Below are 20,077 nucleotides of genomic sequence, written 5' to 3' on the forward strand. Positions count from 1 at the left end.
TATGCGTTTTGCCATCATCGGAGCAGGACTTGCAGGTTTAACTGCAGCCTATGAAATCCACAAGGCTGATCCAGCAGCCCATATTGATGTCCTTGAGGCAGGGGAGCGTATCGGTGGCAAATTGTTCACTGTGCCTTTTTCCTCAGGCCCCACCGATATTGGTGCAGAAGCTTTCTTAGCAGCGCGCTCTGACGCCCTGGAGTTCTTCCAAGAGCTTGGCCTGGGTGATTCTCTGGTGGCGCCATCAGGTGCGAAATCCCAGTTTTTTGCAGGTGGCACCTTGCAGGAGTTTCCTGCCGGGGGCGTAATGGGTATCCCCGCCACCCCACCGGCAGGAGCAGCAGATGCACCTTTTGAATGGACCCCGGGGTCTGATATTTCAGTTGGTGCTTTGGTGCGTCAGCAATACGGCGATGAAATCGTCGATAGCGTTGTCTCCTCCTTGTTGGGTGGCGTTTATTCATCCACTGCCGATGATCTGGGCCTACGTGCTAGCGTTCCGGCGTTGGCTGCTGCCTTGGATCAACTGGCGGAGGCTGGCCAGCCAGTTACGCTAAGCGCTGCAGTTAAAGCTGTAGAAGCCCAGCGCGCTGCAACTAAAAAGACTGCGGAAACTCGCCCAGTATTCCAAACCTTCAAAGGTGGATACGCCGAGCTTTATGAGGCTTTGGCAGAACAATGCGGCGCCGATATTCACTTAGATTGCTTTGTCTCTGCAATTACCAAGTCCGGTGCCGGATTTGCCATCAAGGGCGGTGGCGAAGGCATTTATGATCGCGTGATTTTGGCGGTGCCAGCACCAACTGCAGCCGTTTTGCTTCGTGATCTCACCCCAGCTGCAGGAAATCACCTTAAGGCCATTAAGTTGGCTTCCTCTGCAGTGGTGGGCATGCACTTTGATGATGCCACCGGCCTGCCAGAAAACTCGGGCGTGTTGGTGGCCGTGGGTGAGCCTGGAATTACTGCCAAGGCCTTCACCTTCTCCTCGAAGAAGTGGCCACATATCGCTGAGCGTGGCGGCGCACTAATTAGAGCTTCCTTTGGCCGTCTCGGGGATGAAAAGACCGCCCGAATGGATGAAGATGCTCTTGTGGATGCAGCACTTGATGATCTCCAGACCATTACTGGTTTTGATGGCCGTGCTGCAGGATTGTCAGAAATTTATGTGCAGCGCTGGTTTGGTGGATTACCTGCCTATGGTGTTGACCACATTCAAACCGTGGCTGCTGCGCGCGCCGAAATTGCTGTGATTCCAGGGCTAGAGGCCATCGGCGCGTGGGCTGGGGGAGTGGGAGTGCCTGCAGTTATTGCAGATGCGCGTGCTGCTGTGCAGCGACTTCTGCAGCTTCCCACCAACAGCTAAAACCCTAAAGAACTAGCCCCATCCCACAGCCCAAAAGGACACTATGTGGGGTGGGGAAACTAATTTTAGGGCAAGTCTGTCAATGCCCTGGATTGGATTCACAGCTTCAATCAATACAATGACTGATATGACTTCATCCTTTAAGGGTACTTCCGCCAATATTGCCCGCTCAGCGCACTGGTTTGAACAAGCTCAAAAGTTGACTCCGGGAGGTGTGAATTCCCCAGTTAGGGCTTTTGGTTCTGTCGGGGGCCAGGCTCGTTTTATTGAAAAGGCACATGGCTCCACCCTTATTGACGTGGATGGAAATGAATATGTGGACCTCGTCTGCTCTTGGGGTCCAATGCTAATGGGCCATGCCCACCCTGAGGTTGTAGAAGCTGTTCAAAAAGCAGTGGTTAATGGCCTATCTTTCGGCGCTCCTACCATTGGTGAAGTTGAGCTTGCCCAGAACATCGTAAAGCGCACCTCGGTTGAAGAGGTCCGCTTGGTTAACTCCGGCACCGAGGCCACCATGTCTGCAGTTCGTTTAGCTCGTGGATATACCCGCCGTTCCAAGATTTTGAAGTTTGAGGGCTGCTACCACGGCCACGTAGACGCTCTTTTGGCTTCTGCAGGTTCCGGCGTGGCAACTTTCGCACTACCTGATTCTCCTGGCATCACCGGTGCGCAGACCTCAGATACCATCGTGGTTCCTTATAACGATATTGAAGCGGTCCGTAATGCATTTGCTCAGTACCCCGGCCAGATTGCCTGCATTATTGCAGAGGCTGCAGGTGGCAATATGGGCACCGTTGCCCCTCTAAATGGATTTAATGACAAGTTGCTCGCCATCGCACATGCCGATGGTGCGCTGCTCATCCTGGATGAGGTCATGACCGGTTTCCGTACCTCTTATCGCGGTTGGTTTGGCGTCGATAAGGTCACCGCTGACCTCGTGACCTTCGGCAAGGTTGTGTCCGGCGGTTTGCCTGCCGCAGCGTTTGGCGGCAAGGCTGAGATCATGAACATGCTGGCCCCACAGGGCCCGGTTTACCAGGCAGGTACCCTGTCCGGTAACCCAGTTGCGGTTGCAGCTGGTCGGGCTTCTTTGAGGCTTGCCGACGAAAACCTCTACAACACAATCAACGCTAACGCCGATCGCCTGGACAGCCTGATTTCAGCTGCGCTTACCCGCGAAGGTGTAGCGCACCATATTCAGCGTGCCTCCAATATGCTTTCCATCCGTTTTGCAGAAGGCGAAGGCCACAACTTCAGTGATATGAAAGCTGCGGATACTTTCCGCTTTGCACCTTTCTTCCATGCACTTCTTGATCATGGCGTTTATGGCCCACCAAGTGTTTTTGAAACCTGGTTTGTTTCTTCGGCGCTAACGGACGATGATTTCCAGAAGATTGAAAACGCACTTGTGCCCGCTGCCCGCGCAGCTGCTGCAGCCACCCCAAACTGACCCGAAGGCATCATGAGCTCAACGATTGTCCACCTCGTCCGACACGGCGAGGTACACAACCCGGAAAAGATTCTCTACGGCCGCATGCCCGGCTACCGACTTTCCGCCCGTGGACGCAGCCAAGCAGCTGCCACCGCCGCCTCCTTCAAGGGGCATGACGTCACCTATCTCGCTGCATCTCCATTGCAGCGTGTGCAGGAGACTTCCCAACCTTTTGCCGCGATTACCGGCTTGGACGTCATCACCGATGATGATCTCCTCGAGGCAGGAAACCGCTTTGAAGGTCTGCGCACTAAAGGATTGCGTTCCCAATTATGGAATCCGGTGCGCTGGCCTTTGATGCGCAACCCTAGTTTGCCCAGCTGGGGTGAGCACTATGAGGACATACTCGAGCGCATGATAGCAGCAGTGGAGCGTGCTCGCGTTGCAGCCGAAGGTCACGAGGCCATCTTGGTTAGCCACCAGCTGCCTATTGTTTGCGTACAAAGGTATGCCCGTGGCAAGCAGCTATGGCATAACCCTGCTGCTCGTCAGTGTGATTTGGCATCGGTAACCTCCTTGGTTTTCCAGAATGACCAAATTGTTGATGTCCACTACAACGAACCAGCACAGGAGATTTGATCAATCGTGCGTTTAGCTAAGTTTGCAGCGATACTAGCAGTGGTAACTCTCGGCTCAGTGACGCTGGTTGCTTGCGGAGAAGACTCCACCGCTGGCACCGATGCGGTTGCCGTCGGTGGAACCTTCCAATTCCACTCCCCAGGTGGCCAAACTGAGATTTTTTATGATGAAGCAGAGCGTGAAAACTTGGCTGATATCAGTGGTGAATCCCTCATGGATGAAACCCAAGAAATCAACCTCGCTGATTTTGAGGGCCAAGTTGTGATTCTTAATGCCTGGGGCCAGTGGTGTGCGCCTTGTCGTTCAGAATCTGATGACCTCCAAACCATCCATGAAGAACTCCAAGCTGCCGGCGATGGTGAAACTCCTGGTGGCACCGTGTTGGGTATTAATGTCCGTGATTATTCTCGCGATATTGCCCAAGACTTTGTCACTGACAACGGTATTAGCTACCCCAGCATTTATGATCCACCTTTTATGACTGCAGCTCAGCTGGGTGGCGTACCAGCCTCTGTTATTCCAACTACCATCGTGTTGGATAAGCATCACCGCCCCGCAGCAGTCTTTTTGCGGGAAGTTACTTCCCAAGATGTCCTTGACGTTGCTCTGCCTTTGTTGGATGAGGCCTAAATGTCTGAACTAATTGTGGCCCAAGGTATTGGCCAACAATTTGCCGATATCGCCACCACCGGGCCACTGTTCTTAGGCATTTTGGCAGCAGCACTGGCTGGTCTTGTTTCTTTTGCCAGCCCCTGCGTGGTGCCATTGGTACCGGGATATATTTCCTATTTGGCAGGCGTTGTTGGTGGGGAAGTGGAATATACCGCTGACGGCACCAAGGTGAAGAATAAGCGGCTCGCGGTAGGCGGCGCTGCATTGTTGTTCATTTTGGGCTTTACGGTGGTATTTGTCCTGGCCACGGCTACCGTTTTTGGTGCGATTAGCGCATTGACCCTGAATGCGGAAACTTTGATGCGCGTGGGTGGTGTAGTCACCATCATCATGGGCATTGTGTTTATGGGATTTATCCCAGGGCTGCAACGAGATACCCGCATGGCACCAAAACGCTGGACTACTTGGTTGGGCGCACCACTGCTCGGCGGAGTGTTTGCACTGGGCTGGACTCCTTGTTTAGGGCCAACTCTTGCTGCGATTATTTCGGTTTCGGCGGGTACTGAAGGTATGACTGCAGTGCGTGGTGTGGTGCTGATTATTGGTTATTGCCTGGGTTTGGGACTGCCATTTTTGCTTATTGCACTGGGCTCTTCCAAAGCACTGACCGGTGTTAATTGGCTGCGCAAGCATTCTCGCACCATTCAGATTATTGGTGGTGTCCTGCTGATTTTGGTCGGCGTGGCTTTGTTGTCCGGTTCTTGGGCAATTTTTATCAACTGGGTTCGCCAGTGGACTGTCGAATATGGTGCCACGCTGATTTAAGCAGCACCCCAGTTTTCCCCATCTTTTCAACCTAGGAAGCGAAGCAGCACAACAATGCTAAAAATAGTCAAGGTTTACGCAAAAAAGGCGTGGCACTGGCTCACCAGTATGCGCACCGCACTGGCGTTGCTGTTTCTTTTGGCGATCGCGGCAATTCCGGGAGCTTTGCTACCGCAGCGTTCGCTAAATGAATCAAATGTCACCGAGTACTTGGCCAATAATGGCAAGCTCGCCGAGATTTACGATAAATTGCAGCTCTTCGACGTATTCTCTTCGTCGTGGTTTACCGCTATTTATATGCTGCTTCTCATCTCCTTGGTCGGCTGTATCTTGCCACGAAGCTGGGATCACTACAAAGCCATGCGCGCACCCGTGGTGCGGGCGCCGCGCAACCTGACTCGCCTTAACCACCACGGTGAGGGGGTCGTCGATAAGCCCGCTGAGGAAGTTAAAAAAGACGCGCTGAAACTTCTCAAAGGCTGGAAGATTACCGAGTATTCTGCTGCCGAGGACCGCGCTGGTGTGGCTTCAATTGCGGCGGAAAAAGGATATATTCGCGAGTTTTTCAACCTGGTATTCCACTTGGGAATTGTGGGCGTGATTCTTTCCGCAGGTCTGGGCCGACTTTTTTATTATGAGGGCCAGGTAATCGTGGTTACCGATGGTGAGCAAAATTCCACCTTCTGTAATACGGCAACCGCCAACTATGACTCTTTCCGTGCGGGTGCAAATTTTGATGGCACTGGTTTGAATACTTTTTGTTTTGAAGCTCATGATTTCTCGGCTGATTATTTGTCTAATGGTCAGGCTGAGATGTTCCGCTCTAATATTTCTTATGCAGTGGGCGATGACATCCAAAATGATCCAGAGACCTGGGAAGATTATGAGCTGCGTGTGAACCACCCGCTGCGCGTTGCAGGCGATCGTGTTTACTTGCAAGGCCACGGCTTTGCGCCAACTTTTACTGTGACCTGGCCAAATGGTGAGACCCGTACTCAAACTGTGCAGTGGCGCCCCGATGATCCAACCTTCTTCCTGTCATCTGGTGTGATGCGTTTTGATCCTCCCGCCGGCATGTACCCGGATCTTTATGAACGCCGCCAAAACCAGCTGGCTATTCAGGGTCTTTTTGCTCCTACCGCGCAATGGGAGGGCGACAATAATGAATTGCTTACCTCTTCTTATCCAGCGATGACGGATCCTGCCGTAGCTATTGATATTTACCGCGGTGACAACGGCCTGGATACCGGTATTGGGCAGTCGCTATTTAGCCTGGATTCTTCCCTGATGCACAGCGGTGTTTTGCAAAAGATTGAGCGCGTAAACCTGCAGGTTGGTGATACCGTCACTCTCGACGATGGCACCACTGTTTCCTTCGATGGCGCTTCTGAATTTGCCAACTACCAGGTCAGCCATGACCCATCTCAAAACTGGGTGCTGGTTACCGTGGTGACCGCGCTGGTCTCCCTGGTTGGCTCCCTGGTTGTACGTCGTCGTCGTATCTGGGTGCGCCTGTACCCACAAGAAGATGGCACCACTCGCGTAGAAACCGGTGGTATTGCCCGAACTGACCGCGCTGGTTGGGGTGGAGAGTATGAGAAGTTCCACCGCCAGCTGCTGGGGTTGGAAGAAGAAGATGAAGACGAAGAGTACTTCGTCGACAATGACCGGGATTCCTAAAATCCCAGTGAGCTAGCCCACCAGATCCGTTTTGACATTAGTTTCTTAAATTCAAAGCGGGTAGGGTGACACACAATCCAAATAATTCGCAAAAGAATAAGGGTGGATGAATCCATGTTGCCCGTCAACCAAACGTATGCGCAATTCTCCGATACCGCGTTTGCTTCGGCTTTTATCATCTATGCACTGGCGCTAATCCTGTCGCTTGTTTATTACGTCAAACAACAGAGCATCATCGATGCTCACCGCGAGGCAGTACGTCAGCGCGAGCTAGTTAATGCCGGCGGAGTCAGCGATTCCGCTGACCCAACCGAGAGTGCCTCCACGCTTATCGACGAAGAGACTCTCGCAGCACGTGAAGAATCCGCCCGCAGATTAGCCAATATGACCCAGTCACTCATGTGGCTTGGTGTGCTGGTTCATCTCGCCTCTGTGGTGATGCGTGCGCTTTCTGCCAGCCGTTTCCCCTTCGGCAATCTTTATGAATACATCCTCATGGTGACCCTCTTCGCCATGTTGGCAGCTACCTTCGTGCTGCAGCGTCCACAATTCCGCGTTATGTGGCCTTGGGTTATCACTCCAATGCTGGCACTGCTCTTTTATGGTGGTACCGAACTTTATGCAGACTCCGCACCTGTTGTGCCAGCCCTGCAGTCTTTCTGGTTCCCAATCCACGTTTCCACTGTTTCTGTCGGCGCTTCCATTGGCATTGTCTCCGGTATTGCTTCACTGCTTTACCTCTTGCGTATGTGGCAGCCAAAGGGCAATGAAAAGGGCTTCTTCGGTGCTGTAGCTAAACCGCTACCATCTGCCAAGGCCTTGGATAACCTGGCTTATAAGTCTGCTATCTGGACCGTGCCAATCTTCGGTCTGGGTGTTATCTTGGGTGCGATTTGGGCTGAAGCTGCATGGGGCCGTTTCTGGGGCTGGGATCCAAAGGAAACTGTTGCCTTTATTACCTGGATTCTTTACGCCGGTTACCTGCATGCTCGTGCAACCGCTGGTTGGCGCGATACCAAGGCTGCTTGGATTAACATCCTGGCCCTGGCAACTATGATTTTTAACCTCTTCTTTATCAACATGGTTGTGTCCGGCCTGCACTCTTATGCTGGCTTGAACTAAGCATTAAATCAGCAAAGAGCCGGTACTTGTATAAAACAAGTACCGGCTCTTTGCTATTTTCTATTCCACAGTCGTTGCAGCGTCTGAAGTTTCAAAAATCTGCGAAACCAAATGTGCGTTTTCGCTATGAATGCTGAAATACGCCCATTTCCCGCATTGTTTGCGAGTGACCAAATTAGCTGCCAGCAGCTTTTTCATATGGTGTGTCACTGTAGGGGCAGAGATGTTAAGCGTATTGGCCAAAAGATTGGCGCTGACCTTGGAATGGGTGGAAGTGGCTATGAGGTAAAGAATCTCTAAACGGGTGCAATCTCCGAGTGCCTTATAAAACTTACTGGCTTCTGCTGCTATTTCTGCAACTTCATGAGGCACAGCATCAAAACCTACTTCCGGGTGGGGAAGTGGAGAAGCGGCCGTCGGAAATGAAGTGGCAGAGGTCATTTCTCCAATATATAGGTTTGGCAAGCCTAAGTGAACATATTGGGGAAGATTGCGCTAAAAAACCACCCGCTTTAAAAAGCGAGTGGTTGGGAAAAATCTTTTAAGCAGTGGGGTCTGCTGGCTTATCCTTATCCTGATCATCCTCAGGTTTCTGGGGCTCAACTGGTTTTTCTGGAGTGGCGTAACGCTCACGGGCTCGTTTGAGGCGTTCTTCCTCTTCCTTCTGAGCCGCTTCCTCCGCACGACGCTGTTTAAAGCGCTTCTTTTCAATCGTCCACAAGAAGTCCTCATCATCGTCGGGGCCTTTGACCTGTCGAGGCGCCTGGGCAGCATTATTTTTTCCGGCTCGGCTCTTCCAGGTGGATGGTTTAAAAGCCATCCACAAAAGTACTACGGCTGCGATGATCAAAATAAGTAGCAAGAGTCTACCCATTGTCTTTCTCCTCTATTTATCCTCTGTTCTTACCTTACGGAAAGTGCGCGCATTGTTTAATAAAGATGACGATTGAGTAGGGTTGAAGGGGTGAGTGAGTCGAATTCCCAACACCCCCCGGAGCTAAACCCTCAGGTACGGGCTGCCGCACGTAAAAATGTCCTCATCTATGGTCTTGCAAGACTGGGACTTTTTATTGTCCTAACAGCTGTTATTCATGGTCTGGCGCTGCTTATTAGTGCACCAGTGCCGTTGGTGATGTCTGCGCTGCTGGCTTTGATTGTGGCATTCCCACTGTCCATGCTGGTTTTTAATAAATTGCGCGTTAATGCCACTCAAGCAGTAGCAACCTGGGATGCCCAACGCAAAGCCCATAAGAAGTGGGTTCGTGATGAGCTTGCAGACCGCTAAAAACTACAGATTTAAGGCTTGAGAAACAGCCAGTGCGACACCACTTAACACTGCCCAAATTGCCATAGCGCGCCCGGTTGCACCAATAACTGGAATAAGGTCCTTGCCGGTTGCCTTATTCAGGATTGGTTTAGCTGCGCGTAATGCCAAAGGCAGTGCAACCCAGGCAATAAGCACTGGCCAAGCAGCTACAGCCATTAGTAGCGACATGATAAAGGGCATGGAGACCAGTGCGACAAATAGCTTGCGGGCTCCAGCATCTCCCAAGCGCACTGCGAGGGTGATTTTTCCAGCTTCAGCATCGGTGGGGATATCGCGAATATTATTGGCCAGGTTCACACCGGCCGACATGGATCCCACACCGACGGCAGCTGCTAGTCCGATCCAGCTAACAAAGCCAGCTTGGGTGAATTGCGTTCCCAAAACGGCGACCAAACCAAAGAAGATGAAGACGGCGATCTCGCCAAATCCGCGGTAGCCATAGGGGTTTTTGCCACCGGTATAAAACCAGGCCCCCAAAACGCAGAGCACGCCGATTAAAATGAGCCACCAAGCACTGGTCAAACTCAACGCAGTACCAGCTACTCCGGCAACACCAAAGGAAATAAACGCAGCATTTTTTACCTGCTGAGGTTTTGCAAGCCCAGAACCGGTAAGTCGCAGCGGGCCGGTGCGGTCCTCATCAGTACCCCGGATACCGTCGGAATAATCATTGGCATAGTTGACGCCGATGATTAAAGCCCAGGCAACTACCAATGCGAGCAGCGCTTTCCACCACACAAAACCATCGTGGAAGGCGGCTGCGCCCGAACCTGCGATAACAGGTGCAAAGGCATTAGCCCAGGTATGCGGGCGGGCGCCTTGGAACCAATCGGAGGCGGTTGCTGTGGATTTCTGGGGAGCAGATTGAGACATACCTTCTATCTTCCCTCATTGTTGCTCAGCGGTGAAAAATATCGTGGCAGTGGTGAAAAAATTAGTACCAGCCAGCGAAGGTGACCAAAACCGCAGCCCGGCGCAGGCGCTGAAACAGGGCGTCCAAGCCACTTCCGGCTATTGTGTGAGGAGGTCTTAAATTAGGAAACGCACGAGGAGGAGTCGCAGAAGTTTATGTGGATTGGTTATGCGGTTCGACAAATTGCCAGTATCTTCCTCACCCTGCTGCGTATGCTGCCCCTTTCCTTGCGTAATAAATTTGCTAAAGGGAAAATCCCACAGCAGGGACCAGTGGTTATTTCTCTTACCACCCACGGCAAACGCATAAACCAGGTGCATTTCACGATCGAATCCATCGCGCGCGGTTATCATAAAGCGCCCATTGTGTTGTGGCTGGATAAGCAGGATTTTGAAAGTGAATGGCCCGCCACCCTCAAAAGATTGGTGGATCGTGGCCTCCAGGTGCGCTGTAGTGATGGCTTTTATGGGCCACATACCAAATATTGGAATCAATTCCGCCTGGTCAAAGGCACCGGTGTGCGCGTGGCCACCGTTGATGATGACATGATTTACCCGGAGTGGTTCCTGCAACGTTTGCTGTTTATCGGCGACCTCCGCAATGACGCGGTAGTTGCCTACCGGGCGCACAGAATTGAGCTTCGCGACGAAAAGATGCTGCCTTACATCAAGTGGACCGCTGCAGATACCTCGGAAGCATCATTTTTGCACTTTGCCACAGGAGTGTCTGGAGTACTTTATCCAGAGACTTTTATTGATTATGTGGTCGCTCAGGGTGATGTGTTTTTGGAAAGCTGTAAACGTGCCGATGATGTGTGGCTGCATGTTATGGCGCTGCGTTCTGGACACCCGATCCGTCAAGTTTATGCGCAGCCACGGCACTTTGCCGTAGTTCCCACCACCCAAGTGGGATCGCTGGTGGTGGGCAACACTTTGATGGGTGGCAATGATGAGCAAATCGCCAAGGTATATACGGCAGATGACGTGGCAAAACTTGTTGCTATTAGCAAGCGCGAGGATTAAAACAGCGCTGCGATAGCTTTACGATCAACCTTGCCGGGACCAATAGTAGGCATCTGGGGGAGATGTTTAAGTTGCTTAGGCAATTGCCAGCGGGGGAGAGAATCAAGACCCTCAATAACTTGAGAAGGCGAAATTGAACCCGCATAAGCAGCCACAATCGCTTGACCAAGACGGGGATCAGGGATACCCACCACACAGGCTGAGCTAACACCTGCAATATCTGAGATTGCGCGTTCGAGCACCTCAGGATGGAGTTTAAGACCACCGGAATCAATCACTGCATCAATGCGACCTTTGACCACCAAAGTGGAATCAACAAACTCGCCGGCATCGGAAGTTTTAAACCAACCGGATTCTGCAAAATCCTCATGCGCGGGGCTATTGCGATAACCTTGCGCAATCATAGGTCCACCAAGCTCGATGCGACCTTCACGAATGCGTACCTGCGCGCCGGGAATCGGTTTGCCATCATAAACGCACCCGCCTGAGGTTTCAGAGGATCCATAGGTGGTGACCACCTTGAGCCCTAGTTTGCTGGCAGCCTCCCGGGCCTGCCTGGAAAGGGCGGCCCCGCCGACGAGTATGCCGTCGAAAAGCGCTAAAGCTTCTATTCCTTGGAGCGAATCCATGGCCTTGAGCAGCTGCATCGGAGTAAGGGAAGTGTAGATGCGATCGCCGGTGGTTTTGAGCTCGGTGGCGGCGGAGGCGAACTCGGAGATGTTGAAGCCGCGGCTGAGATCGATGGCCAGTGGATCAACGCCAGCGATCAGTGCACGGATGAGCACCTGCATGCCAGCGATGTGGTGGGCGGGCATCGCCAGCAGCCATTGGCCTGGGCCACCGAGGAATTGGTGGGTGGCATCCGCAGAGGAAACGAGGTTAAGCGGACTAAGTTGAGCACCTTTGGGCGTGCCAGTGGAACCAGACGTAGCCATAACCAAAGCGATGGCTGAATCGATGGGCTGGCCGGCGCGTTGGGAGCTGCGCAAAAGCTGCGCTCGTTCTTTATCTTGAACCGGGATGGGGAGCAGGGTGCGCCGTCCGGAGATGGCATCCTCTAAGTCATCCAAAATTGCGGTGGGGTTGCGCAGATCAACTGGAAGAGGCTCGAGAATGCGGTTATTCATGGTTGAAAGTCTAGTGCTTTAACTACAGGCAAAATAAAAAGCACCGCGGTGGAAAAATCCACCACGGTGCTTATGTGCTTTTGTTTGAAGTTTAAGCCTTGTTCTTTGCAAGTGCTGCGTCGACGCTCCATGCGCCTGCGCCAGCGGCAACGAGAAGTAGTGCGCCAGCGCCGATAGCACCGGTGAGCTCCCAGCCGTTGTTCATGACAAATACGCCATTGGCAATGTGTGCAAGGAGGGCTGCGAGCAGCATGTCGACGAAGACAACTGCGGCAGCAATGCGGGTGAAGGCACCGGCGATGATGAGGATGCCGCCGATGATCTCAACGAGGGCTGCTACTACAGCGGCGAAGCCAGCTGCAGGGATACCAAGGGAGGCGAAGTATCCGGAGATACCTTCAAGACCGGTGATAGCGAATTTATCCCAGCCGTGAGCGATCAGGATGATACCGAGAAGGATACGGGCAAGGACAAAAGCAACTTCTTTAATGGTTGACATGGAAACTAAACCTAAAGTAAAAAAGTTGCGGTGTCAACTATTGCTTCTGCTAGGCCTTGCCTCACACCGCGAAAATGTGAAATTAACTAACTCTGGGTGAGAAAACCCTCGGCCTTTAGCTTTTCTTGAATGCGTTCAATATCTGCATCTTCCGGAGGTTGGTTATGAACATGGGTAATAAGTTTGGCAATCTTTTCCCGAGTGACTGGCTTTGGGTGTAGGCCATTCTCTGCACCTTCGGCAATAAGTAGATTTGCCAGTTCGTCCAGATCTGCCTCATTAAGCTCGCGCTCTAGGACGTAAAAAAGAGCAAAGGTGTCATTGCGTGGAACTCCCGCTGGATAACCTTGGCGAAGCCAGCTCAGCACTCGGTGGGCGATGGTGGGGTGCTCTTGGTTGCTCATGTTTTAAGTTTAAAGAGCCTAAGTGAAAAGGGGAGCCAAATGACAAAAACAAACCCCACTTTTTAAAAAACCGAGCTGGTTTTTTAAAAAGTGGGGAAAGTGTTTGCAGGAAAATTTACTCGACTTCAGTGCCGAAGATATCGAATCCCATGTACTCATAAATAGTGGATTTGGTGACCCATAAAATGCCCACCACGATTGCGATGATGATAATGCCAAAACAAATGGTTGCTGCGATCTTGCCCAACGCACTCGCAGAACCGGTGGTGGCGCCATCGGCAGCAACTGGGGCGTGGGCAAAACGTACGCCGAGTGCAAAAAGTGTTGGCAGGCCGGCGCCAAGCAGAATGCCAACCAGGGTGACATCAACGAGGCTGCCAAAGAGAGTTGCAAAGTTCATTATTTGGAGACCTCTTCTTCAATCTGGGCCGCGGTTGCAGGAGTGGAAGGCGCAGCAGGAGCAGTAGAGGCTGCAGGTGCAACGCTATTGGATTCTTCATCCCAGTCAGCGTTAACGTTGTTGGGATCAATTGGGGCCTTGCGGGAACGGGCGAAAATATAGCCAGAAAGACCGAGCAAAATAGCAAAGGCTACAAGCACGCCGACCAGATCGGTGGTGAAGGATCCGATGGCGTGGGCAACCCACCAGCAGAAGATGCCTACAATTGCAGAGGCTGGCAGGGTGATGATCCAGGCCAATGCCATGCGGCCAGCTACGGACCAGCGCACGGAGGAACCCTTGCGGCCGATGCCGGTGCCCATGATGGAACCGGTTGCCACGTGGGTGGTGGACAGTGCCATGCCGAAGTGTGAGGAGGTCAAGATGATTGCTGCAGAAGATGCCTCAGCAGCCATACCCTGTGGGGAATCAATCTCAACCAAGCCCTTGCCCAGAGTGCGGATAACGCGCCAGCCACCCATGTAGGTACCAACGGCGATTGCCAGTGCGCAGGAAGCCTTTACCCAGAATGGGATGGTGGCATCTGCGCCGATGTGGCCAGTTGCAACCAGGGAAAGGAAGATAATGCCCATGGTCTTCTGGGCATCGTTGGTGCCGTGTGCCAGGGAGACGAGGGATGCAGAGCCGATCTGACCCCAGCGGAAGTAGCGATTCTTTTCATTGTCGCCAACGGACTTGGTCAAGCTATAAACCGCGAAGGTGCCAATTGCGGCTACCAAGCCTGCAACGATGGGAGCGGCCAGGGCGGGCAAGATCATCTTGGCCATAACACCTTCCCACAGCACGCCACCAAAGCCCATGGAAGCAATGGCTGCGCCGATGAGGCCGCCAAAAAGTGCGTGGGAAGAGCTGGAAGGAATGCCCAGCAACCAGGTCAGTAGATTCCACACGATGGCGCCGATAAGGCCTGCAAAGACAACAAGCAGCAGCTGGTGGGAATCCCACGCATTACTGAGGTCAAAGCGGTCGAGATCAACGATGCCTTTGGCAACAGTGGCAGCAACTTCCACGGAAAGGAAAGCGCCAACCAGGTTCAAAGTCGCAGACAGTGCCACGGCAATCTTGGGGCGTAGGGCACCGGTGGCAATTGAGGTTGCCATTGCGTTTCCGGTGTCATGGAAGCCATTGGTGAAATCGAAGGCTAGCGCCGTTGCGATAACAATTAGAAGAATAATCAGCTCGGTCACAAACCAGAAGTATGCCTGAATAATGCAGAAATCCAAGCATCGATTTTGGGACATTTGGTGGGTGTATCCCCAGCTTTGGGAATATATTAACCCCAAATAAGGGGTTTAATGTGTACTAAACCAAGTTAAATAATTGGTATGAGCCAATGAGAGTCGTGCACTTTTAGAGGGCGAAGCCCCAAAATTGCGTCGAAAAGCTATGAAAACTACATACTTTAAATTTTAGAACCAACCAGATGAACATTGGGTTAATTTATTCAGAAAGGTGCTACCTAATTTAAAAAGCTGCTTTTCGACGCAACCCCGCTGCGCTAGACGGCCCTATCTTTAGTAGTAATAGGGGAAGTCACTCCAATCTGGATCACGCTTTTCCAAGAAGGATTCTTTACCCTCCACAGCCTCATCGGTCATATAAGCCAAACGAGTAGCTTCACCTGCAAAAACCTGCTGACCCATCAGCCCATCATCGGTGAGGTTAAAGGCAAATTTGAGCATGCGCTGCGCAGTGGGGGACTTGGAGTTAATCTCCTTAGCCATCTGAATTGCTTCATTTTCCAACTCGCCATGATCGGCCACCACATTCACAGCACCCATTTGCTGCATACGCTCGGCATCATAGGTACGGCCGAGGAAGAAAATCTCGCGGGCATACTTTTGACCCACCATTTTGGCCAAATAAGCAGATCCATAACCAGCATCAAAGGAGCCGACATCGGCATCAGTCTGCTTAAAACGAGCCTCTTGACGGGACGCAATGGTGAGGTCACACACCACATGCAAGGAGTGTCCGCCACCAGCGGCCCAGCCATTAACTACGGCAATAACAACCTTGGGCATGGTGCGAATCAGACGCTGCACCTCCAAAATGTGCAAACGTCCACCTTCTACCTTGGCTCTGGCAGCATCAACAGTGGAAGCATCGGCATGGACATCGTCGTGGTCATGCTCAGTGGCGTATTGGTAGCCAGAACGTCCGCGAATGCGCTGGTCGCCGCCGGAACAAAAGGCCCAGCCACCATCCTTTTGGCTGGGTCCATTGCCGGTGAGCAAGATGGTTCCCACATCTGGAGTGCGACGCGCATGGTCGAGCGCTTGATAAAGCTCATCAACGGTGTGAGGGCGGAATGCATTGCGGACCTCCGGGCGATCAAAGGCAATTCTTACGATGCCCTCAGCCCGAGAGGTGCCAACATGGCGGTGGTAGGTGATATCGGTTAAGTTTTCAAAACCTGGAACAGTTGCCCACTGGGTGGGATCAAAAGGATTCTCAGTGCTGTAATTACTCATGGTTTCTAAGCTTAAGCCTCAAAAGACAATCCGAGGGCAGTGGCATGCTCATTAATCTCGCGGGCCAAATTAATATCGCGAATGGTAATGCCACCAACATCATGGCTAGATAGCTCCACCACAACCGCACCATAATGCAGCGAAATATCAGGGTGATGGTTGGCAGCTTCTGCAGATTCGGCAATAGCATTAATAAACTTCACACCGGTTAAAAAATCGCCGGTGGAGAAAGTGGCTTGGATATAGTCAGCAGCGATATCCCATCCCAGTTTTTCGTCGATAATGCTTTCGGCCTTAAGTAGCTGGCGGGGGTCAGTCATGGCACATCCTTAATTTGTATGCTGGGCGAGTATGAAAATGTTGCTCACCTCTTTTGGACACGAGCGTATAGGCAGTTTCCTGCAAGGAACAGTGGCCTATATTTCTGATGCCACCCGCAGCTTTGAAAATGATCCGGAAGCAGCGCCCTTCATCAATGTGGAAAGGGAGATGTTGCGCAGCCACGGCCTGGAAATCCGTGAACTTCCCATTGCCACCACACCTCTGGCGGAAGTGGAAAGAATTTTGGATGAGGCTGATGGCATTTATGTCGCTGGCGGTGAAACCTTTGATCTGATGTGGGTGCTGCGATCTACTGGGGCGGCGGAGCTCATCACCAAAAAGGTGCGCGCCGGGCTGCCCTATATTGGCACCAGCGCTGGCGCGGTAATCGCCGGCCCAGATATTGAGGCAGTAAGCCTGCTGGATAATCCAGATATTGCCCCGGAACTGCCAGATTTTAAAGGACTAGGGCTGTGCGAACAGGTGATTATTCCGCATGCTGCGGGCACCATTCCAATTTTCCCCATTGAGGTTTTTGCGGAAACAGTGCGTCTTTATGGCCAGCGCTTCCCGTTAATGTTGCTGCGCGATGGCCAAGCCCTGCTGATTGATGAGCAAGGAACCCACCTTATTTAAAGCGGGGCTTATGCTTAATAACCATGAACCTGCCTGCACTTGATGAGATTTTAGAGCGCGCCCATGTGGTGTCCCTACCTATGAATGTGAAATTCCGGGGGGTCACCACCCGCGAGGCCATGCTTATTGAAGGCCCAGCTGGTTGGGGTGAATTTGCCCCATTCTTAGAATATGATGCCAAAGAATCAAGCGCCTGGTTAGCCTCGGGAATTGAAGCAGCCTGGCAGGGTTTCCCTGAACCACTGCGTGAACGCATTGAAGTAAATGCCACCATTCCGGCTGTACCTGCAGCTCAAGTGCCTGAGGTATTGGCCAAATTCCCCGGCTGTCGCACCATTAAAGTAAAGGTTGCCGAGCGCGGCCAAACCCTTGCTGATGACATTGCGCGAGTTCAAGCAGTACGTGAAGCCCGACCCGGCGCGATTATCCGCGTGGATGCCAATTGTGGCTGGACCGTGGAGGAAGCCCTCACAGCAGCGCAGTCGCTCGGACCCTTGGACTATTTGGAACAGCCTTGTAAAACCGTGGAGGAATTGGCACAGCTGCGTTCTATTCTGCAGCGCAGCGGAATTTTTGCGCGGGTTGCAGCTGATGAATCCATTCGGAAATCCGATGATCCTTATCGGGTGGCGGAATTGAAGGCAGCTGATGTGGCAGTGGTGAAGGTAGCTCCGCTTGGTGGGGTTACTCGGGTGTTGGAGGTAGCGCAGCATTTGCGGGCGCGCACCATGGACATCACGGTAGCAAGTGCGTTGGACACGGTGGTGGGTATTAATGCGGGCTTGGCGGCAGTGGCGGCACTGCCCAAACTTGACGATGATGACCTGCTCGACGTTGCTCCCCAAGCTGCTGGGCTTGCTACCTCCCAGCTCTTTGTTGAAGACGTAGCCACACCGCATGAAATCATTGATGGTTTTATGAATACGCGCCCTATCGTTCCTGAACCTGCGCGCCTGGAAACGCTTGCTGCCAGCGCAGATCGCAAGGATTGGTGGCTGCAGCGGGCCCGTGAATCCTATGGAGTACTGACAAACCTCTAGACTATGGAGCATGTCTCGCACTGCTGCTTTAGATTTATCACGCGCCGTCATTGAAACCCTCAGCCCACATATCACCGACGTGGTGCTGTGCCCGGGTTCGCGTAACTCACCCTTAGCCCTTGAGGTGCTGGCCCGCGAGGACTTGCGCGTGCATGTGCGTATCGACGAGCGCGCTGCAGCCTTTTTGGCGCTGTCCCTAGCGCGAGTACAGCGCCGCCCGGTGCCAGTGGTGATGACTTCGGGAACAGCTGTATCCAACTGTTTGCCGGCTATGACCGAGGCAGCTCATGCCCACATTCCACTGATTGTGTTGTCGGCTGATCGTCCCGCACATTTGGTGGGTACCGGTGCGAGCCAAACCATTGATCAGAACAATATTTTTGGCGCCGTGGCGCCAACCGTTTTGGTACAGACCCCAGCCGGCCTTGAGCACGTGGTGGAAAGCTTGAGCGTCGGGGCGTCGCAAAGCCCAAGGCACTTTAATATCGCCCTAGATGTACCTTTGGTGGCTGCTGAATTGCCAGCTCCGCAGCGTGCGGAAAAGCAGATCTGGCAGCAACGTTGGGTGGATCATGGTGAAGTGGCCGTGGATATTACCGAACGCACTCTGGTGATTGCCGGCGATGAAGCTTGGGAAGTGGAGGGCCTGGAAGATGTGCCAACGCTGGCAGAACCCACCGCACCTAAGCCTTTCCATCCAGTCCACCCGCTCGCTGCCAATATTTTGCTTAAAGAACAGGTGTCGGCCGAAGGCTATGTGGTAAATACCCGCCCTGAGCATGTGATTGTGGTTGGTCACCCTACTTTGCATCGAGGTGTTATCAGCTTGATGTCTGATCCTGAGATTAAGTTGACCGTGCTTTCTCGTACCGATACCATCACTGATCCCGGCCGTCATGCAACTCAGGTGGCAAGCCGCGTGAAGGTTTCTGGCACCCAAGATAAGCAGTGGCTAAAAATTTGTGATGCAGCTTCCGAGGTCGCGGCCTCCGGGGTGCGCGAAGTGCTGGAAAATAAGGACTTCGGCTTTACTGGTTTGCATGTAGCTGCAGCGGTTGCCGATACCCTCGGCACCGGCGATACCCTTTTTGCTAGTGCTTCCAACCCGATCCGTGATCTCTCCATTGTGGGACTGCCTTTTGATGGTGTGGATACGTTCTCTCCACGCGGAACTGCTGGCATTGACGGCTCGGTATCCCAAGCTGTGGGAACTGCGCTGGCTGTGCAATCTCGCCATCCCGATGAAATCCGCGCACCTCGCAGCATTGCGCTCTTGGGCGATTTAGCCTTCTTGCACGATGTGGGTGGTTTGTTGATCGGCCCTTATGAGCCACGTCCAGAAAACCTCACCATTGTGGTGGCCAATGACAATGGTGGCGGAATTTTTGAAACGCTGGAAACTGGTGCACCTGAGCTCCGCGAGAAATTTGAACGTGCCTTTGGCACTCCGCATGATGTTTCTCTGGCCGAGCTGTGCGCTGGTTATGGAGTAGAGCACCAGGAAGTAGATAATCTCCAAGACCTCATCTTGGCGCTTGTTGATTCCACTGAAGTTTCTGGCTTTAGAGTTATTGAAGCTCATACGGTGCGTGATACGCGCCGGGCCCAGCAAGAGGCGCTTAAAGCAAAGGTTATCTAAATGGAGTGGGGGAGACTACGGCGCCGCCTGCAACAATTATTGATTGTTGCTTATATAGCAGTGATGTTGGGCGTGGTGTCCATGGTGATTGGCCCGTTTCTAAATGACCGCACCATCGCTGAGAATCCTGGTCGAGCTTTGGCTCAAGTAACAAATGTGGGAAGTTATCGCACCACCGCGGACTTTCAGGATGAACATGGAATTTTCCATTCCCCAGAAACCGGCCTCATTTATCCCACCGGCTTGGGTGAAGGCCAGCGCGTGTGGGTGAATTATTCCAAGGCGGATCCTGATCTGGTCAAGGTGGAAGGCCGTGGCTGGACTTTGGCTATCATTCCGGCGTTGAGCGTGGGAGCTGTTGCTACCGTGATTGCCGGACTATTATGGCTAGGGGTCGCACGGATTGGTGCGCGTTCTGAGCGCACTGATGAGTAGTGCCCTGAGTAGTTCCTTTAATGATTCACTAGAATGTAACCCTGAATTATTAAAAACTTTCTTAAAGTTCTCGATAAAGCCACGTACGGTTCATCGTGTGGTTGGCA

23 protein-coding genes are annotated in these 20,077 nt (G+C 52.6%); 13 read left to right on the plus strand and 10 right to left on the minus strand.

Going from position 1 to position 20,077, the window contains the following annotated elements; genetic code table 11:
* The first annotated feature begins 1 nt into the window (after position 1).
* The 7 genes from H924_RS01935 to ccsB all read left to right on the plus strand — a co-directional run bounded on the left by H924_RS01935 (position 2) and on the right by ccsB (position 7,673).
* Positions 2-1,363 carry a protoporphyrinogen oxidase gene (locus tag H924_RS01935; RefSeq protein ID WP_015650283.1) on the plus strand — a complete coding sequence of 454 codons (1,362 nt, stop codon included), beginning with the start codon at positions 2-4 and terminating at the stop codon, positions 1,361-1,363.
* Between the two features lie 118 nt (positions 1,364-1,481).
* Positions 1,482-2,813 carry a glutamate-1-semialdehyde 2,1-aminomutase gene (hemL, locus tag H924_RS01940; RefSeq protein WP_029703863.1) on the plus strand — a complete coding sequence of 444 codons (1,332 nt, stop codon included), beginning with the start codon at positions 1,482-1,484 and terminating at the stop codon, positions 2,811-2,813.
* A 12-nt stretch (positions 2,814-2,825) separates the two neighbouring features.
* Entirely contained in the window at positions 2,826-3,434 is a 609-nt protein-coding gene (locus tag H924_RS01945; RefSeq protein WP_015650285.1) for a histidine phosphatase family protein, read from the plus strand.
* A 6-nt stretch (positions 3,435-3,440) separates the two neighbouring features.
* Positions 3,441-4,064, plus strand: coding sequence for a TlpA family protein disulfide reductase (locus H924_RS01950; protein ID WP_015650286.1), 624 nt, complete (start codon positions 3,441-3,443; stop codon positions 4,062-4,064).
* Positions 4,065-4,871: a cytochrome c biogenesis CcdA family protein gene (locus H924_RS01955; protein ID WP_015650287.1), complete on the plus strand. Its 807-nt coding sequence runs from the start codon at positions 4,065-4,067 to the stop codon at positions 4,869-4,871.
* Positions 4,872-4,925: 54 nt separating this feature from the next.
* A complete protein-coding gene (locus H924_RS01960) occupies positions 4,926-6,551 on the plus strand; it encodes a cytochrome c biogenesis protein ResB (RefSeq protein ID WP_015650288.1) in 1,626 nt (541 codons plus the stop codon).
* A 117-nt stretch (positions 6,552-6,668) separates the two neighbouring features.
* Positions 6,669-7,673, plus strand: coding sequence for a c-type cytochrome biogenesis protein CcsB (gene ccsB / locus H924_RS01965; protein WP_015650289.1), 1,005 nt, complete (start codon positions 6,669-6,671; stop codon positions 7,671-7,673).
* A 60-nt stretch (positions 7,674-7,733) separates the two neighbouring features.
* Here the strand turns inward: ccsB and H924_RS01970 are convergent, their stop codons facing one another.
* Both H924_RS01970 and H924_RS01975 read right to left on the minus strand, forming a co-directional pair.
* The gene (locus H924_RS01970; protein WP_015650290.1) at positions 7,734-8,114 is read right to left on the minus strand and encodes an ArsR/SmtB family transcription factor; all 381 of its coding nucleotides are present in this window, start codon (positions 8,112-8,114) and stop codon (positions 7,734-7,736) included.
* 100 nt (positions 8,115-8,214) lie between these two features.
* Positions 8,215-8,547, minus strand: a complete 333-nt coding sequence (locus H924_RS01975) for a hypothetical protein (protein WP_015650291.1) — start codon at positions 8,545-8,547, stop codon at positions 8,215-8,217.
* Between the two features lie 90 nt (positions 8,548-8,637).
* Here H924_RS01975 and H924_RS01980 point away from each other — a divergent pair, with 90 nt between their 5' ends.
* A complete protein-coding gene (locus H924_RS01980) occupies positions 8,638-8,958 on the plus strand; it encodes a DUF4229 domain-containing protein (protein WP_015650292.1) in 321 nt (106 codons plus the stop codon).
* 3 nt (positions 8,959-8,961) lie between these two features.
* On the opposite strand, the gene H924_RS01985 is transcribed toward H924_RS01980, so the two are convergent.
* Positions 8,962-9,873 carry a 1,4-dihydroxy-2-naphthoate polyprenyltransferase gene (locus tag H924_RS01985; RefSeq protein ID WP_015650293.1) on the minus strand — a complete coding sequence of 304 codons (912 nt, stop codon included), beginning with the start codon at positions 9,871-9,873 and terminating at the stop codon, positions 8,962-8,964.
* A 195-nt stretch (positions 9,874-10,068) separates the two neighbouring features.
* On the opposite strand from H924_RS01985, the gene H924_RS01990 reads away from it, so the two are divergent.
* Positions 10,069-10,935: a hypothetical protein gene (locus H924_RS01990; protein ID WP_015650294.1), complete on the plus strand. Its 867-nt coding sequence runs from the start codon at positions 10,069-10,071 to the stop codon at positions 10,933-10,935.
* Here H924_RS01990 and menE read toward each other — a convergent pair.
* The 7 genes from menE to H924_RS02025 all read right to left on the minus strand — a co-directional run bounded on the left by menE (position 10,932) and on the right by H924_RS02025 (position 16,219).
* On the minus strand, positions 10,932-12,062 hold the full coding sequence (gene menE / locus H924_RS01995; protein WP_015650295.1) for an o-succinylbenzoate--CoA ligase: 1,131 nt from the start codon (positions 12,060-12,062) through the stop codon (positions 10,932-10,934). The two genes, H924_RS01990 and menE, sit on opposite strands and share 4 nt — an antisense overlap.
* Positions 12,063-12,153: 91 nt before the next feature.
* A complete protein-coding gene (locus H924_RS02000) occupies positions 12,154-12,561 on the minus strand; it encodes a DoxX family protein (RefSeq protein ID WP_015650296.1) in 408 nt (135 codons plus the stop codon).
* A gap of 86 nt (positions 12,562-12,647) precedes the next feature.
* Entirely contained in the window at positions 12,648-12,965 is a 318-nt protein-coding gene (locus tag H924_RS02005; RefSeq protein WP_015650297.1) for a DUF3349 domain-containing protein, read from the minus strand.
* Between the two features lie 115 nt (positions 12,966-13,080).
* Positions 13,081-13,365, minus strand: coding sequence for a hypothetical protein (locus H924_RS02010; RefSeq protein WP_015650298.1), 285 nt, complete (start codon positions 13,363-13,365; stop codon positions 13,081-13,083).
* Positions 13,365-14,612 (minus strand): inorganic phosphate transporter, encoded by a 1,248-nt coding sequence (locus H924_RS02015; RefSeq protein ID WP_035108052.1) that lies wholly within the window; start codon positions 14,610-14,612, stop codon positions 13,365-13,367. The genes H924_RS02010 and H924_RS02015 overlap by 1 nt, the downstream gene beginning before the upstream one ends.
* A gap of 327 nt (positions 14,613-14,939) precedes the next feature.
* Positions 14,940-15,899: a 1,4-dihydroxy-2-naphthoyl-CoA synthase gene (locus H924_RS02020; protein WP_015650300.1), complete on the minus strand. Its 960-nt coding sequence runs from the start codon at positions 15,897-15,899 to the stop codon at positions 14,940-14,942.
* 11 nt (positions 15,900-15,910) lie between these two features.
* A complete protein-coding gene (locus H924_RS02025; RefSeq protein ID WP_015650301.1) occupies positions 15,911-16,219 on the minus strand; it encodes a 4a-hydroxytetrahydrobiopterin dehydratase in 309 nt (102 codons plus the stop codon).
* A gap of 31 nt (positions 16,220-16,250) precedes the next feature.
* On the opposite strand from H924_RS02025, the gene H924_RS02030 reads away from it, so the two are divergent.
* From H924_RS02030 to H924_RS02045, 4 genes are read left to right on the plus strand one after another with little or no spacing between them, the layout of a single operon-like run.
* On the plus strand, positions 16,251-16,856 hold the full coding sequence (locus H924_RS02030; RefSeq protein WP_029703864.1) for a Type 1 glutamine amidotransferase-like domain-containing protein: 606 nt from the start codon (positions 16,251-16,253) through the stop codon (positions 16,854-16,856).
* A 23-nt stretch (positions 16,857-16,879) separates the two neighbouring features.
* Positions 16,880-17,896, plus strand: a complete 1,017-nt coding sequence (locus H924_RS02035; RefSeq protein ID WP_015650303.1) for an o-succinylbenzoate synthase — start codon at positions 16,880-16,882, stop codon at positions 17,894-17,896.
* Positions 17,897-17,906: 10 nt separating this feature from the next.
* The gene (menD, locus tag H924_RS02040; RefSeq protein ID WP_015650304.1) at positions 17,907-19,535 is read left to right on the plus strand and encodes a 2-succinyl-5-enolpyruvyl-6-hydroxy-3-cyclohexene-1-carboxylic-acid synthase; all 1,629 of its coding nucleotides are present in this window, start codon (positions 17,907-17,909) and stop codon (positions 19,533-19,535) included.
* Entirely contained in the window at positions 19,536-19,970 is a 435-nt protein-coding gene (locus tag H924_RS02045; RefSeq protein ID WP_015650305.1) for a DUF3592 domain-containing protein, read from the plus strand. It begins immediately after the preceding gene.
* Positions 19,971-20,077 lie beyond the last annotated feature (107 nt).

The organism is Corynebacterium callunae DSM 20147, assembly GCF_000344785.1.
Taxonomy (GTDB): Bacteria; Actinomycetota; Actinomycetes; order Mycobacteriales; family Mycobacteriaceae; genus Corynebacterium; species Corynebacterium callunae.